Genomic DNA, 15,031 nt, shown 5'->3' with positions numbered 1-15,031 from the left:
GTGCGCTTGTCCTTAAATCGTCCGCGGCGATGTTGTTTAATGCACACAAGAAAGTTTTCAGAGTTATAATTTTTCTTTCATTTCAATACTCATCGGCCGGTTATCCTGCGTGGCAGTTCCCCTCCAAAAATCCGCTGCTGCGCCGCACGTCGCCTACCGTGCCGCCCTGGCCCGCTGGCTGATCGCCGTGCTGGCGGTGTTGCTGACGGCCGGACTCCAATGGTTGCCGCCGAACCACCTGTCCTTCGTTGCCAATGAATGGCTGCGCGACGCTTTCCTGCGCGTGCAGGTCAGCAGCGCCGCCGAGCCGCGCGTGCTGGTGGTCGACATCGACGAAGCCAGTCTGGCCCGGCTGGGGCCATGGCCCTGGCCGCGCGAACGCCTGGCCGACATGGTCGAGATCCTGCTGTCGCACTATGGAGCGCGCGGTGTCGGGCTCGATATCCTGCTGCCCAAAGAAACCGGCACAGCCGGCGATACGCGCCTGGCCCTGCTGGCCCGGTACGGCCCGGTGGTACCGGCCCAGGCCTTCGACTTCGACCTGGCGGGTGCGCGTCCGGCGCCGGTGCGCGACGGCGTGCTGGGCGGTGCCGTCGCAGGCTATGCGGGCGGCGTCGAGGCCACCGGCTATATCGCCAACTACGCGGCCCTGGCACAGGCGCCGCACATCGGCGCGATCGGTTTCATTCCCGATCCGGACGGCACCTTGCGCCGCGTGCCGATGATCAGCCGCTACCAGGGCCGCGCCTACCCAACCCTGGCGCTGGCGCTGATCAACTGCTGTACAGGAAAACAACAGCTGGAACTCGACGACACCGGCTTGGCGCGGGTCGGTTTCGCGCGCGACTGGAACGCCTACACCGTGGTCTCCGCCGCCGATATCCTCGACCAGGCGATCGATCCGGCCGGCGTGCGCGGCCGCCTGGTGCTGGTCGGCTCCTCCTCGCTCGGCATGGGCGACCGCGTGGCGACGCCGCTGGCGGCCAGCCGTCCCGGCCTCGGCGTGCACGCGGCAATGCTGTCGACCCTGCTCGACCGCCAGGCTGGCGGCGCTCCCGCGCGCTGGCCCGGCGCCTGGCTGGCCCTGGGCTGGGCGGTGCTGACCGCGCTGCTAGTGCCGCTGGCTTTTCCGCGCCTGTCGGCCCTGGCCAGCGTCGCGCTGCTCGGCGTCAGCTCGATCGCCTGGACCGGCCTGGCCTGGCTGGCCTGCAGCCATGACCCGGATTTCAATGCCGTCGCGCCCTACGCCAGCAATCTGCTGCTGCTGGCGGTGGCGATTCCCTACCAGTGGCAGCTGACCCAGCGCCGCTCGCGCCACCTGCTCAGCACCCTGCGCCAGTACGTGGCCCCGGCGGTGGTGGCGGAACTGCTGCGCAGCGACCTCGAAGATCCCTTGCAGCCGCGCCAGCTCGAGGTCACCACCCTGATCGCCGACATGGAAGGCTACACCGCCCAGGTCGAAGCCCTGCCGGTCGAGGAGGCGGCGCGCCTCACGCGCGACTTCCTGGACTGCCTGACCGGCCCGGTGATCGAGCGCCAGGGCACGCTCGACAAGTACACCGGCGACGGCCTGGTGGCCTTCTTCGGTGCGCCGCTGCCGCTCGAACGCCATGCCGACCTGGCGCTGGACGCCGCGCGCGCGATCCTCGAACGGGTCGGCGCCTACAGCGCCATGCGCGAGCGCGCCGGCTACCCGCCGCTGCGGGTGCGCATCGGCATCGAAAGCGGCCTGGCCATGGCCGGCGATTTCGGCACCAGTTTCCGCAGCATCTACACGGCGGTCGGCGACAGCGTCAACACCGCCTCGCGCCTGGAACAGGCCGCGCGCGACTATCCGCACGATGTCATCGTCGGTCCCGGCACCGTCGCCCGCGCACGCGAACACCGTTTTCTGCAGCTGGGCGAACGGCGCCTGCGCGGCAAGGAACAACTCACGACCGTATTCACTCTTCAGGACAGCATGAACCAAGCGGGCAGCACGCCAGCCAATCCGATTCCCGGCAGCGCCATCACGGGGACTTCCGCGTGAGCAAGCGCATCGAGCTCGCGGGCCTGTGGGTGGCCCTGTTTGCAGCCCTGCTCGCCGCGCCGGCCGCGCAAGCGCAGGCCGACGGCGCCAGGGAAGCCGCGGAGGCACAAATCTACCAGGAAGCCATGGAAGCGCTGGCGGAAGGCCGCCGCACCGACGCCTCAGAACTGCTGCGGCGCCTGGTGGCCAACCCGCAGCAGGCCGGCGCCCTGCTCGACCTGGCGCTGACCCAGTGCGGGCTGGGCAATGCCGACGAAGCCGAACGCCTGTTTGCGATGCTCGAGACGCGCGTCCAGCTCAAGCCGGACATGATGATCCTGATCGCCGAGACCCGTGAAGCCGGCTGCCGGCCCTGGAAGCCGGCCAGCACCACGACCCTCACCGTGGGCCGCGGCATCGACCAGAACGTCAACCAGGGCGCCAGCGTGTCCTCGCTGGTGGTCGACGCCGGCGTGCCGGTCGAGCTGCCGCTGCTGCCGGACTTCCTGCCGCGCCACGACCAGTACAGCGTGCTCGGCCTGGAGCACATGCGCGAGCTGACACCCAACGGCAGCATCGCCTACCTGCAATCGCAGTGGCGCCGCAACGACAGCCTGCGCCAGTACGACACGGCGGCCATGTTCGGCGGCATCGAGCTGCCCTGGCGCGTGTTGCGCACGACGGTCAGGACCAGCCTCAACCTGGGCGCGGTGACGCTGGGCCGCCGTCTGTACCAGCGCCAGGGCCAGCTGCAGGCGCGCGTGGCGCCGGCGATCCCGCTGCCGGCCAACACCCAGCTCAATCTGGTGGCGGGCGCCTCCTGGTACGACTACCCGACGCTCACCAACTTCAACGCCCTCACGCTGGAAGGCCGCGCCGTGCTGACCTGGCGCGACGGCCCGCTCTTTGCCAGCGCCAACGCCGCGCTGCTGAACGAGCATGCGCGCGCCGGGCGCCCGGGCGGCAACCGCCATGGCAACTACGCCAGCCTGCTGCTGCGGCGCGCGCTGCCGGCCAACTTCACGGCGGAAGCCGCCTGGACACGCCAGAGCTGGGACAGCGCCCTGCCCTACGCCCCGGAACTCCTGATTCCGGCCGTGCGCGCGCAGCGCACCACGGTGGCACGGGCCGCGCTCTCTTATCAGCTTGTCAAGGGACAAACGCTACAACTCGAGGCGCGGGCCGTTCAAAATAAGGAAAACATACCGATCTTTCAGTACAATGACCGGGTTTTGCAGCTGAGCTGGCAATGGCAGCTGCCCTGAAGTAGGAACCCATCGATGACCTCTGTGAGCAAGCTCCACGCCGCCGCCTCCGCCAACGACTCGTCGGCCGAGGAAGCGCTGCAGGCGCACATCCAGATCAACCTGCGCAAGATCCCGCTGTTCGCCGCCCTGAGCGAGGACGACATGCGGCGCGTGAACGCCGAAATCCGCATCCGCCACTACAACAAGCGCGAAGTCGTGCTGCACAAGGGCGGCAGCGGCGATGCCCTGCTGTTCCTGCTGTCGGGCCAGCTGCAGGTCATCGACATCACCGAGGATGGCCGCGCGGTCGGCCTGCGCATGCTGGCGCCGGGCGACTTCTTCGGCGAGATCGCCCTGATCAACGAATCGACCCGCTCGGCCTCCGTGGTCGCGACCAGCGACGTGCTGGTGGCCTTCCTGCCGGCGGCCACCGCGCTGCATTTGTTTTCGCATTCGCCCAGCGTCGCCAAGCAGATGCTCAAGCACCTGGCGCAAAAGATCCAGCGCGATTCCGAATTCCGCGCCCTGCTCAGCATTAACAACACGGCGCGTCGCATCTATACCTATCTGTCGCTGCTGCAAAAGAAGCCGGAAGGCGGCGGCTTTCATCCGGTGGTCGAAAACCTGCCGACCCACCAGGACATCGCCAACATGATCAACACCAGCCGCGAGACCGTCACCCGCGCGCTGCTGACCCTGGTTCAGCTGGGGATCGTGCAGAAGGAGGCGAACCGTTTGGTGATTCTCGATCCGCAAGGCTTGCAGAAGCTGGTTCAAGGCGGTTAACCAAGCTTGTGGCATGACAAACATGCCAAATTTGCTTACATCTCTATCAATTGTGTGGCAGTACCGTAGAGTATAATTTTGCGCTCGAACGGCCTTGCCACTCTATGAAGAAACACCTCACGCACCTTTCCGTGCCCTGCGCATCATGATTGCGCCGCTCATGCTGCGCGGCCTGTGGGCCTATCGCGGCTTCGTGTTCGGCAGCGTCAAGCGCGAATTCCAGGCGAAGTACATGAACGCGATGCTGGGCGCGCTGTGGTCGCTGCTGTCGCCGCTGGCGATGATCGTGGTGTACACCGTGATCTTTGCCGAAGTCATGCACAGCAAGCTGCCCGGCGCGGCCGCCGACGCGCGCTTCGCCTACAGCATCTACCTGTGCGCCGGCGTGCTGACCTGGGGCCTGTTTGCCGAGATCATCGCGCGCGCCCAGAGCATGTTCATCGAGCAGGCCAACCTGATCAAGAAGATCAGCTTTCCGCGCATCTGCCTGCCGCTGATCGTGGTGCTCAATGCGCTGGTCAACTTCGGCATCATCTTCGGCCTGTTCACCCTGTTCCTGCTGGCCTCCGGCAGTTTTCCCGGCGCGGTCTTCTTCGCCGTGATCCCGGTGCTGGCGATCCAGCTGCTGCTGGCGCTGGGCATCGGCATGATCGCCGGTGTGCTCAACGTCTTCTTCCGCGACGTCGGCCAGTTCGTGACGATCGCCATGCAATTCTGGTTCTGGCTCACGCCGGTAGTCTATCCGGTCACGATCCTGCCGCCCGAGGTGCGCGAAATGCTCGGCTGGAATCCGATGGCGCGCCTGGTCGAGGCTTACCAGCAGGTGCTGGTGAAGGGCGTGGCGCCGGACTGGATGTCCTTGTTGCCGGTGCTGGTGCTGGCCCTGCTGCTGTGCGTGCTGGGGCTGCGCCTGTTCCGCCGCCGCGCCGGCGAGATGGTGGACGAACTCTAATGGGCCGCATCGTCGTATCGAACCTGGGCAAGGCCTACCGCCAGTACCCGACCCGCTGGTCGCGTCTGGCCGAATGGGTGCTGCCCGGCGGCCCGCGCCACACGCTGAAATGGGTGCTGCGCGACATCAGCTTCACGGTGCAGCCGGGCGAAGCCGTGGGCCTGATCGGCATTAACGGCGCCGGCAAAAGCACGCTGCTCAAGCTGATCACCGGCACCACCCAGCCGACCGCCGGCGGCGTGCACATGGAGGGCCGCGTGGCGGCCCTGCTGGAACTCGGCATGGGCTTCCACCCCGACTTCACGGGGCGCCAGAACGTGTTCATGGCGGGCCAGCTGCTCGGCATGACGGTCGAGGAAATCCAGCAACTGATGCCGCAGATCGAAGCCTTTGCCGAGATCGGCGACTACATGGACCAGCCGGTGCGCGTGTACTCGAGCGGCATGCAGATGCGGGTCGCGTTCAGCGTCGCCACCGCGCGCCGCCCGGACATCCTGATCGTCGACGAAGCGCTGTCGGTGGGCGACGCCTACTTCCAGCACAAGAGCTTCGACCGCATCCGCAGCTTCCGCCGCCACGGCACCACGCTGCTGCTGGTCTCGCACGACAAGCAGGCGATCCAGTCGCTGTGCGACCGCGCCCTGCTGCTCGACGGCGGCCGCCTGGCCAGGGAAGGCCTGCCGGAAGAGATCATGGATTACTACAACGCCCTGATCGCCGAGCGCGAGAATGCCACCGTGCGCCTGAACGCGACGCCCGAGGGCAGAATGCAGACCGTGTCCGGCACCGGCGAAGCGACAGTGGCCGATATCGCCCTGCTCGATGAAGCCGGCCAGCGCGTGGAAGTGGTCGACGTCGGCAGCGAGGTGACCCTCGAGGTGAAGGTGGCCGCGAAGGCGCATATTCCGCGCATGGTGCTGGGCTACATGATCAAGGACCGCCTGGGCCAGCCCATGTACGGCACCAACACCCATCTGAAGGAGCTGCCGCTCGAAAGCGTCGAGGCCGGCGAAGAGGTGACCTACCGCTTCCGCTTCCCGATGAACCTCGGGCCCGGCACCTATTCCGTCGCCACCGCGATCGTCAGCACCGAGACCCACCTCGTCAACAATTACGAATGGCGCGACCTGGCGCTGGTGTTCACGGTCATGAACATGCGCAGGCCGCATTTCGAGGGTTCGGCCTGGCTCGACCCCGCCATAGAGATTCATCGCCCATGAGATTCATTTCCTACGCCCAGAACAACGAAGACGTGCTGCTGTGGCGCGCCCTCGGCCACGTGCAGGACGGTTTCTACATCGACGTCGGCGCCAGCGACCCGGTCGAGCACTCGGTCACCAAGGCCTTCTACGACAGCGGCTGGCACGGCATCAACATCGAGCCCCTGCCCGCCCACATCGAGGCCTTCCAGGAACAGCGCCCGCGCGACATCAACCTGGCGCTGGCCGCCGGCAGCCTTGAGGGCAGCCTGACGCTGTACGACGTGCCGGCCGTGCGCGGCTGGGCTTCGCCCGAGGCGGCGGTGGCCGAGATGCACCGCGCCGAGGGCCATACGGTGGCCGAACTGGCGGTGCCGGTGCGGCCCCTGTCGGCGATCTGCGCGGAGCACGTGCGCGGCGAGATCCACTTCCTCAAGATCGACGTCGAAGGCTTCGAGGCCGAGGTCTTGCGCGGCATGGATTTCGAACGCTGGCGTCCGTGGGTGCTGGTGATCGAAGCGACCCTGCCGAACAGCCGCGAGACCAACCATGAAGCCTGGGAGGCGCTGGTCACCGGCCAGCGCTACCGCTACGCCTGGTTCGACGGCCTGAACCGCTACTACGTGGCGGACGAACATCCGGAACTGATGGCGCACTTCGGCATCCAGCCGAACGTGTTCGACGAATACATCTCCTGGCACCTGGACCGCGCCTGGATCGCCAACGCCGCCGTCGGCCGCGCACTGCAGGAGCGCGACCAGCAGCTCGACACCGCGCGCGCCGAACTGCACGACATGATCCAGTTCGCCGGCGCGCTGGAATTGGAAAAGCAGGACGCGCTGAACGAGATCGCCCGCCTGCACGTCGAGCTGGCCGAGATCCCGCGCCTGCAAGCCGCACTGGCGCAGGCCCATGCCGAGGGCGAGCGGGTCACGCTGTGGGCACGCGACCTCGAGCAGCGCCTGGTCGCGACCCTGAACAGCACCTCGTGGCGCATCACCGCGCCGATGCGCTTCGTCATGCGCCGCGGCCCGGACAGCATGGCCAACCTCGCCCGCCGCAAGGCCAAGGGCGCGGCCCGCCGCGGCCTGCGCTGGCTGACCTCGCGCGAAGCGGTACGGCGGACCATCCTGCCGCTGGTGCTGCGCTCGCCGCGCCTGCAAGCCCTGGTGTCGCGCACGCTGGTGGCCGCCAAGCGCAGCCTCGCCGATGCCGCGCCGGCCAGCGACGTACCATCTGCCCTGCGCGAACTGCCGCAATCGGCGCGCGAAGCGCTCGACCAACTGCGCCGCGCCTACGCCCCGCACCAGGAATGACCATGCGCCTGATTATCGATTACCACCCCACGCTGCTGGCATTGACCGAAACCCTGCTGCGCGCCCCCGGCTCCCATACCGTGCACGTGGCCGTCAGCAGCGGCTACCCCGGCCACCCCGGCGACGCCGACCGGCTGCGCCATGCGCTGGACGGCCTGCTGCCGCCCGAACGCCTCCACGTCTATACCCTGCCCACCGCCGACGATGCCTGGGGCCGCCATGCCGCGGCCACGCTGCGCGCCGGCTTCTTGGCCTCGCTCGGCCCCGACCGCATCCTGGACGTGAACAGCGCCACCGCCCTGCGCGCAAGCGGCCAGGACGCCGCCGCCCTCTGGCGCGCGCTCGAGACCATGCGCCCGCCCGCTCGTAGCGCCGTTCAGCCGCCTGCCGGCGCCAAGCCGACGCTGGCGCTGGTGTCGCCGCTGCCGCCCGAGCATTCGGGCATCGCCGACTACAGCGCCGAACTGCTGCCCGAACTGGAACGCCATTACCAGGTCGAGCTGGTGCTGACGCCGGGCGCCACGCCGGAGGCGCAGCTGGCGCGCTTCGCCCAGCGCGACGTCGATTACTTCATGCGCCACGGCGCCTCCTACGACCGGGTGCTCTACCACTTCGGCAATTCGAACGTGCACAAGCACATGTTCGCGCTGCTGCGCCGCCATCCCGGCACCGTGGTGCTGCACGACTTCTTCCTCAGCGGCGTGCTCGACAACATGGAGCGCGACGGCGACGTGCCGGAAGCGTACCTGGGAGCGCTGTACGCATCGCACGGCTATACCGGCCTGCGCGAGCACCGCGAGCAGGGGCGCAACCCGACGATCTGGCAGTACCCCTGCAACAAGGAGGTGCTGGACCGGGCCGCCGGCGTGATCGTCCACAGCGACTTTTCGCGCCGCCTGGCCGAGCAATGGTACGGCCCCGGCAGTGCCGACGGCTGGCGCACCATCCCGCTGTTGCGCGGCCAGGTTGCGCCGGATGCCGACCCGGCGGCGGCACGGCGCGCCGCGCGCGAACGCCTCGGCATCAGAGACGGCGACTATGTCGTCAGCAGCTTCGGCATGCTGGGCGCCACCAAGCTGAACCACCGCCTGCTGGGCGCCTTTTTGGCCTCGCCGCTGGCCGCCGACCCGCGCTGCCGCCTGGTGTTCGTCGGCGCCAACGACGCCGGCCCCTACGGCATCGAGTTGCAGCGCAAGATCGGCGCCAGCGCCGCCGCCGCGCGCATCCGCATCACCGGCTTCGTCGACGCCGGCGCCTACCAGGACTGGCTGGCCGCCAGCGATTGCGGCGTGCAGTTGCGCGCCCAGACCCGCGGCGAGACCTCGGCCTCGGTGCTCGACTGCCTGATGCACGGCCTGCCGGCCATCGTCAACGCCCATGGCGCCGCGGCCGACCTGCCGCCCGACACCCTGTGCATGCTGCCCGACGAATTCGGCGATGCCGAACTCACGGCCGCGCTGACTTCGCTGCACGCCGAGCCGGCGCGCCGCGCCGCGCTGGCCCAGGCCGGCCGCGCCCACGTCGCCCGGCACCATGCGCCGGCCACCGTCGGCGCACTCTACATCGAGGCGATCGAAGCCTTTGCCCGCGACAGCGCACCGGCGCAGCGGCGCCAGTTGATCGCGCAACTGAGCGCGCCCGGCACCCCGCGTCCGCGCGACGAGGCGGCGCTGGTCGACACCGCCGCCGTGCTGGCCGCGAATGCGCTGCCGAACGCGCCGCGCCAACTGCTGGTCGACATCTCGGCGCTGGTCCAGTCCGACTACAAGACCGGCATCCAGCGCGTGGTGCGCAGCATCGTGCTGGCACTGATCAAGGAACCGCCGCCCGGCTACCGGGTCGAGCCGGTGTACAGCGAAGGCGGCAACCACTGCTACCGCTACGCGCGCCGCTTCACCTGCGGCATGCTGGACGTGCCGCCGCTGACGCTCGAGGACGCGCCGATCGAAGCGCGCAGCGGCGACGTGTTCCTGGGCCTGGACCTGGCCGCCAACCTCACCACCCAGAACCAGCCGCAACTGATGGCCTTGCGCAGCAGGGGCGTCAAGATCTGGTTCACGGTGTACGACCTGCTGCCGCTGCTGCGGCCGGACTGCTTCCCCTTCGGCTCGCAGAAATATTACGGCGACTTCATCGACAGCATCGCGCTGGTGGCGGACGGCATCGTGACGATCTCGCGCGCGGTGGCGGACGAGCTGGCCGGCTGGCTGGCGCAGCGTCCGAACCGCCGCCTGGCGCCGCTCAAGCTGTCCCACTTCCACCTCGGCGCCGACATTGACGCCAGCGCGCCGAGCAGCGGCTTGCCCGACAACGCCGCGCAGACCCTGCAGGCACTCAAACACGCACCGACGCTGCTGATGGTCGGCACCCTGGAGCCGCGCAAGGGCCAGGCCCAGGCGCTGGCCGCCTGCGAGCTGCTGTGGGCCAAGGGCGTGGCGCTCAATCTCGTCATCGTCGGCAAGAACGGCTGGCTGGTCGATGCGCTGGCCGAGCGCCTGGCATCGCACCCGCAGCGCGACAAGCAGCTGTTCTGGTTCAACGGCGTGTCCGACGAGATGCTGCTGCAGTTGTACGAGCACAGCTCGGCGCTGCTGGCCGCTTCCGAAGGCGAAGGCTTCGGCCTGCCGCTGATCGAGGCGGCCCAGAAGGGCTTGCCGGTCATCGCGCGCGGCATTCCGGTATTCCGCGAAGTCGCCGGCGAGCACGCCTTCTATTTCGAGGGCCGCGAGCCGGAAGACCTGGCCGCCGCCATCGAAGCCTGGCTGGCGCTGCACGCTGCCGGCACGGCGCCGCCATCGAAGAGCATGCCCTGGCTGACCTGGCGCCAGAGCGCGCAGCAGTTGATGGAAGCCGTGATCCACGACCGCCACCACGCCAGCGTGGACGCCGGCCAGGTCGCGCGCCAGCTGCTGGTCGACATCTCGGCGCTGGTCCGCGAAGACCTCAAGACCGGCATCCAGCGCGTGGTGCGGGCCCAGCTGCTTGCGCTGCTCAAGCTGCAGAACCGGCAGCGCCTGGTGCTGCCGGTCTACCTCAGCGACGAAGGCGGGCGCTGGCACTACCGCTACGCGCGCCGCTACCTGCACGAACTGGGCGGCACCGACAGCTACGGTGTGGTCGACGACGAGGTCGAAGTGGCCGAGGACGACGTGTTCTACTGCCCCGATCTGTTCCCGGGCGCGGTCAACGAGGCGGCGCGGACCGGACTGTACGCGCGCTGGCGCGAGACCGGCGTGCGCATCTGCTTCATGGTGCACGACATCCTGCCGGTGCTGCGCCCGGACTTCTTCCCGCCGCGCGTCGAGAAAGTGTTCGGCGACTTCCTGCGCACCGTCGGCCGCGAAGCCGACTGCCTGGTTTGCATCAGCGCCGCCGTGGCCGACGAGACCCGGACCTGGTTATCAACCAGAACGGCGGCCGGCGCGCTGCCGCGCTTCGCGGTGCTGCACCACGGCGCCGACATCGACGCCTCCCAGCCGAGCACCGGCCTGCCGCCGGATGCCGATGCCGTGCTGGCCGGGATTGCCGCCATGCCGACCTTCGCCATGGTCGGCACCATCGAACCGCGCAAGGGCCACGCGCAGGCACTCGACGCCTTCGAGCGGCTGTGGGCCCAGGGCCTGGACGTGCGCCTGGCGATCGTCGGCGGCGAAGGCTGGAAAGCCCTGCCGGACAAGGAGCGCCGCAGCATTCCGGCCCTGATGGCGCGCCTGCGCGAGCACCCGGAACTGAACCGCCGCCTGTTCGTGCTGCACGGCGCCAGCGACGAGTACCTGGACCGCATCTACGCCGCCTCGACCTGCCTGCTGGTCGCCAGCGAAGGCGAAGGCTTCGGCCTGCCGCTGATCGAGGCCGCGCGCCATGGCGTGCCGCTGCTGGTGCGCGACCTGCCGGTGTTCCATGAAGTCGCCGGCGAGCACGCCCATTACTTCAGCGGCGACAGCGGCGCGGCCCTGGCCGCGGCCATCCAGGACTGGCTGCGCCTGGACGCCGCCGGCCAGGCACCGGCCTCGACCGGCATTGCCTCGCGCACCTGGGCCGACAATGCCGCCGAATTGATGGACATCCTGTTCCCACCACGGCATGCGCCCACCATGAACGCTTCCCCGACCCCAGTCGCGAGTACCGAATGCACGATCCCATGACCTCCGAACCCGGCACCCGCAGCGATGCGCGCGCGGTCCCGCTCGTCATCGATCTCGACGGCACGCTGATCCTGTCCGACCTGCTGTGGGAAACGCTGGTGCTGAACCTCAAGCACGACCTGCCTGGGGCCTGGCGCCTGCCGCTGTGGCTGGCGCGCGGCAAGGCCGGCTTCAAGGAAAGCGTGGCCGCCGGCGTCGAGCTCGATCCGGAAGCCCTGCCCTATGACCGCGCGCTGCTGGCCTTCATCCAGCAGGAGCGCGAGCGCGGCCGCAGCATCGTGCTGGCCACCGGCGCCCAGCGCCGCCTGGCCGAGCAGGTTGCCGCCCACCTGGGCCTGTTCGACAGCGTGATCGCCACCGGCGACGGCATCAACCTGACCTCGCACAACAAGGCCGCGCACCTGGAAAAACTGTACGGCAAGGGCGGCTACGACTACGTCGGCAATTCGCGCGCCGATTTGCCGGTGTGGCTGGGCAGCCGCCACGCCTGGTCGGTCACGCACACCCCGTTCCGCCTGGCGGACGGGCGCGAGACCCGCTTCCTCGGCACCCGCCGCACGGGCCTGGCCAGCGCACTGCTGAAGGCCATGCGGCCGCGCCAGTGGCTGAAGAACCTGCTGGTGTTCCTGCCGATGCTGGCCGGCCACCGTCTGGATGCGGACGCCTTCGTCGCCTCGCTGCTGGCCTTCGTGGCATTCTCGCTGTGCGCGTCCAGCGCCTACCTGCTGAACGATGCGCTCGACGCCCAGGATGACCGCCTGCATCCGGTCAAGCACCGGCGCCCGATCGCCAGCGGCGCGCTGCCGCTCGGCCTGGCCCTGGCCGCCAGTCCCGTGCTGGCGGGCGCGGCGCTGGCGCTGTGCGCCTGGTTCGACCCGCTGCTGCTGGTTGCCGTCGGCGTGTACTTCGTGACCACGGTGGCGTACTCCCTGCACCTGAAGCGCCTGCTGATGGTCGACATCGTCACCCTGGCCATCCTGTACACCCTGCGCGTGCTGGGCGGCAGCGCCGCCACCGGCATCGTGCCCTCGTTCTGGCTGCTGGCGTTTTCCTTCTTCATCTTCCTGAGCCTGGCACTGCTCAAGCGCCACAGCGAGCTGACCAATCTGCAGAAAGCGGGCAAGGAAAAGACGCGCGGCCGCGGCTATACCACGGCCGACCGTACCCCGATCGGCATCATGGGCGTGAACGCGGCCTTCATCGCCGTGATGGTGGTGATGCTCTACTTTAATTCCGAAAACGTGCTGATGCTGTACCGGCAGCCGACCTGGCTGCTCGGCATTCTGCCGCTGCTGGTATTCTGGCTGGGACGCCTGTGGACCCTGTCCTTCCGCGGCGAGGTCAACGAAGACCCGGTGCTATACGTCAGCAAGGACAAGACCAGCCTGGCCGTCCTGGCCCTGTGCACACTGTTCGCCGTGGCGGCGGCCTGGTAAGCATGAAGAACGACATCGACACCCTCCTGCCCATTCGATCCCGCAGCGGCTGGCGCTTTGCGCTGGCCCTGTTCGGCGCCCTGTTCGCGCTGCTGGTCCTGACCCGGCCGTATTTTTTCGGCGACGTGGTCGAGTACACGCTGGAGACCGTGGCCCTCGCCGACCACGGCAGCCCGGACATCCGCCTGAGCGACATCGCGCGCGCGCACCAGGTGGCGCCGCAGGTGTCCGGCGTGTTCCAGCTGCTCGAAACCGATATGCGGGCCGGCAAGCAGGACGTGTATGCCGCCTTTGTGCGCGGCAAGGGCGGCGACGTCTATTCGGTGCACTTCTTCGGCTACCCGGCGCTGGCGGTCCTGCCCTATAAACTGTTCGAGCTGCTGGGGGTGCCGCCGTTCAAGGCCTTCCAGGTCGTCAACTATGCGGCCGTGTTCGTGCTCGGCCTGGCGCTGCTGCGCTTTTTCGGCTCAGGCAGGCGCGCGGCGCTGGGCCTGCTGCTGTTCCTGCTGTGCGGCGGTGCGCTGTACCTGAACTGGACCAGCCCGGAATGCGTCAGCGCGGCCTGCCTGCTGGCCGGCCTGCTGTTCTACCTGAGCGGCGCGCCGCTGGCGGCCGGCCTGCTGGCGGGCCTGGCCGGGCAACAGAATCCGACCATCGTGTTCTTCTTCGGCTTCGCCCCGCTGCTCAAGCTCTACCTCGACTGGCGCCCGGGCGTCGGCCTGGCGGCCAACCTGAAAGCCCAGCTGACCCGCGCCAATGTGCTCGGCCTGGCGGTGGGCGTCGTCCTGTTTTCGCTGCCGCTGCTGTTCAACCTCTATGAATTCGGCGTCCCGAACATCATCGCCCGGAAGTTTTCCGACCCCGGCCTGATCAGCGCCACCCGTCTGGTTTCCTTCTTCTTCGACCTCAACCAGGGCATGGTCCTGATCCTGCCCGGCGTGCTGGCCGCGCTGGCGCTGTGGGGCTGGAAGCACGAGGGGACTTCGAAGCGCGCACTCGGCCTGTTCGCGCTGTGCCTGCTGTTCGTGCTGGCGCTGATCTTCCCCGCGATGGCCGTGCTCAACTGGAACTCGGGTGCCCAGGGCGTGATGCGCTACGGTTTCTGGGCCGCGATGCCGCTGCTGCTGGTACTGCTGCTGCGCCTGCGCGCCAGCACCCGCTGGCCCGCCGGGCTGCTGCTGGGTCTGCTGCTGGCCCAGGGCGCGGCCACCCTGCATGCGGCCAGTTATTCGTATGTCGAATTCTCGCCGCTGGCCAGGTTCGCGCTGGCCCACGCCAACCGCTGGTACCACCCGGAGCCGGAAATCTTCGCCGAACGCATGGCCCGCAACGACGACTATATCGAGCCGCATAAAATCTACGTCTCGGCCGAATGGCACAAGGCGCTGGTGAACCCGGGCGGCGCCCACGTCGACGAACTGCTGTGCGGCGCCGGCAAGGTGCTGGCGCCCGATACCCGCATGGTCGAGAGCACGCGCGACTGGTACTACATCGACGGTGCGATCGCCTGCCGGCCCGACCCCAACCGCACCGAGCGCTACGGCAGCGCGCAGTTCGAAAGCGGCAACGGCATCGCCCTCGCCGAAGGCTGGAGCCAGGTCGAACACAATGGCGGCGCCTGGGATGGCGTGTGGTCGGTCGGGCCGCGCTCGAAGCTGGTCATCGCGGCGCCGTCCGGCTTCCGTGCGGCCACCCTGTCGCTGCAGGGCATGTATTTCGAGGGCAACCACCGGACCCGGGTCCGGGTCAACGGCACCGACCTCGGCTGGCTGAGCCTGGACCGCCTGCCGCACTTCGCCCTGCCCGCCAACAGCGCCGGCAAGGAACTCGTCATCGAACTGGCGCACGAGGCGCCGCACAGCCCGGGATCCGGCGATACGCGCGCGCTGGCGTTTTTCCTGCGCTCGGCCGAACTGCGCGAAGGAAGGTAACCGTGACCGAT

Annotated in this window: 9 protein-coding genes; all 9 read left to right on the top strand. The window is 68.6% G+C overall.

The window, feature by feature from the left end; all coding sequences use genetic code 11:
- Positions 1-109 precede the first annotated feature (109 nt).
- Positions 110-2,029 carry a CHASE2 domain-containing protein gene (locus tag NX782_RS14385; RefSeq protein ID WP_258846157.1) on the top strand — a complete coding sequence of 640 codons (1,920 nt, stop codon included), beginning with the start codon at positions 110-112 and terminating at the stop codon, positions 2,027-2,029.
- The gene (locus tag NX782_RS14380) at positions 2,026-3,273 is read left to right on the top strand and encodes a tetratricopeptide repeat protein (protein WP_258846156.1); all 1,248 of its coding nucleotides are present in this window, start codon (positions 2,026-2,028) and stop codon (positions 3,271-3,273) included. The genes NX782_RS14385 and NX782_RS14380 overlap by 4 nt, the downstream gene beginning before the upstream one ends.
- Before the next feature lie 15 nt (positions 3,274-3,288).
- Entirely contained in the window at positions 3,289-4,041 is a 753-nt protein-coding gene (locus tag NX782_RS14375; protein WP_258846155.1) for a Crp/Fnr family transcriptional regulator, read from the top strand.
- Positions 4,042-4,186: 145 nt separating this feature from the next.
- Positions 4,187-4,993 carry an ABC transporter permease gene (locus NX782_RS14370; RefSeq protein WP_308632957.1) on the top strand — a complete coding sequence of 269 codons (807 nt, stop codon included), beginning with the start codon at positions 4,187-4,189 and terminating at the stop codon, positions 4,991-4,993.
- Complete coding sequence (locus NX782_RS14365; RefSeq protein ID WP_258846154.1) at positions 4,993-6,213, top strand: ABC transporter ATP-binding protein; 1,221 nt, start codon at positions 4,993-4,995, stop codon at positions 6,211-6,213. The genes NX782_RS14370 and NX782_RS14365 overlap by 1 nt, the downstream gene beginning before the upstream one ends.
- Positions 6,210-7,508 carry an FkbM family methyltransferase gene (locus NX782_RS14360; protein WP_258846153.1) on the top strand — a complete coding sequence of 433 codons (1,299 nt, stop codon included), beginning with the start codon at positions 6,210-6,212 and terminating at the stop codon, positions 7,506-7,508. The genes NX782_RS14365 and NX782_RS14360 overlap by 4 nt, the downstream gene beginning before the upstream one ends.
- 2 nt (positions 7,509-7,510) lie before the next feature.
- Positions 7,511-11,653 (top strand): glycosyltransferase, encoded by a 4,143-nt coding sequence (locus NX782_RS14355; RefSeq protein ID WP_258846152.1) that lies wholly within the window; start codon positions 7,511-7,513, stop codon positions 11,651-11,653.
- Positions 11,650-13,089, top strand: coding sequence for a UbiA family prenyltransferase (locus tag NX782_RS14350; protein ID WP_258846151.1), 1,440 nt, complete (start codon positions 11,650-11,652; stop codon positions 13,087-13,089). Before NX782_RS14355 ends, NX782_RS14350 begins: the two co-directional genes overlap by 4 nt.
- A 2-nt stretch (positions 13,090-13,091) precedes the next feature.
- Positions 13,092-15,020 carry a hypothetical protein gene (locus tag NX782_RS14345; RefSeq protein WP_258846150.1) on the top strand — a complete coding sequence of 643 codons (1,929 nt, stop codon included), beginning with the start codon at positions 13,092-13,094 and terminating at the stop codon, positions 15,018-15,020.
- Positions 15,021-15,031 lie beyond the last annotated feature (11 nt).

The sequence above is a fragment of the Massilia norwichensis genome (assembly GCF_024753245.1).
Lineage (GTDB): Bacteria > Pseudomonadota > Gammaproteobacteria > Burkholderiales > Burkholderiaceae_D > Telluria > Telluria norwichensis.
This window is presented reverse-complemented; position numbering and strand designations above follow the sequence as displayed.

What these genes read in the sequence shown, in the direction of transcription:
- NX782_RS14365 (WP_258846154.1), top strand. Translation starts at nt 4,993, where the DNA reads ATGGGCCGCATCGTCGTATCGAACCTGGGCAAGGCCTACCGCCAGTAC.
- NX782_RS14350 (WP_258846151.1), top strand. Translation starts at nt 11,650, where the DNA reads ATGACCTCCGAACCCGGCACCCGCAGCGATGCGCGCGCGGTCCCGCTC.
- NX782_RS14355 (WP_258846152.1), top strand. Translation starts at nt 7,511, where the DNA reads ATGCGCCTGATTATCGATTACCACCCCACGCTGCTGGCATTGACCGAA.
- NX782_RS14345 (WP_258846150.1), top strand. Translation starts at nt 13,092, where the DNA reads ATGAAGAACGACATCGACACCCTCCTGCCCATTCGATCCCGCAGCGGC.
- NX782_RS14375 (WP_258846155.1), top strand. Translation starts at nt 3,289, where the DNA reads ATGACCTCTGTGAGCAAGCTCCACGCCGCCGCCTCCGCCAACGACTCG.
- NX782_RS14370 (WP_308632957.1), top strand. Translation starts at nt 4,187, where the DNA reads ATGATTGCGCCGCTCATGCTGCGCGGCCTGTGGGCCTATCGCGGCTTC.
- NX782_RS14360 (WP_258846153.1), top strand. Translation starts at nt 6,210, where the DNA reads ATGAGATTCATTTCCTACGCCCAGAACAACGAAGACGTGCTGCTGTGG.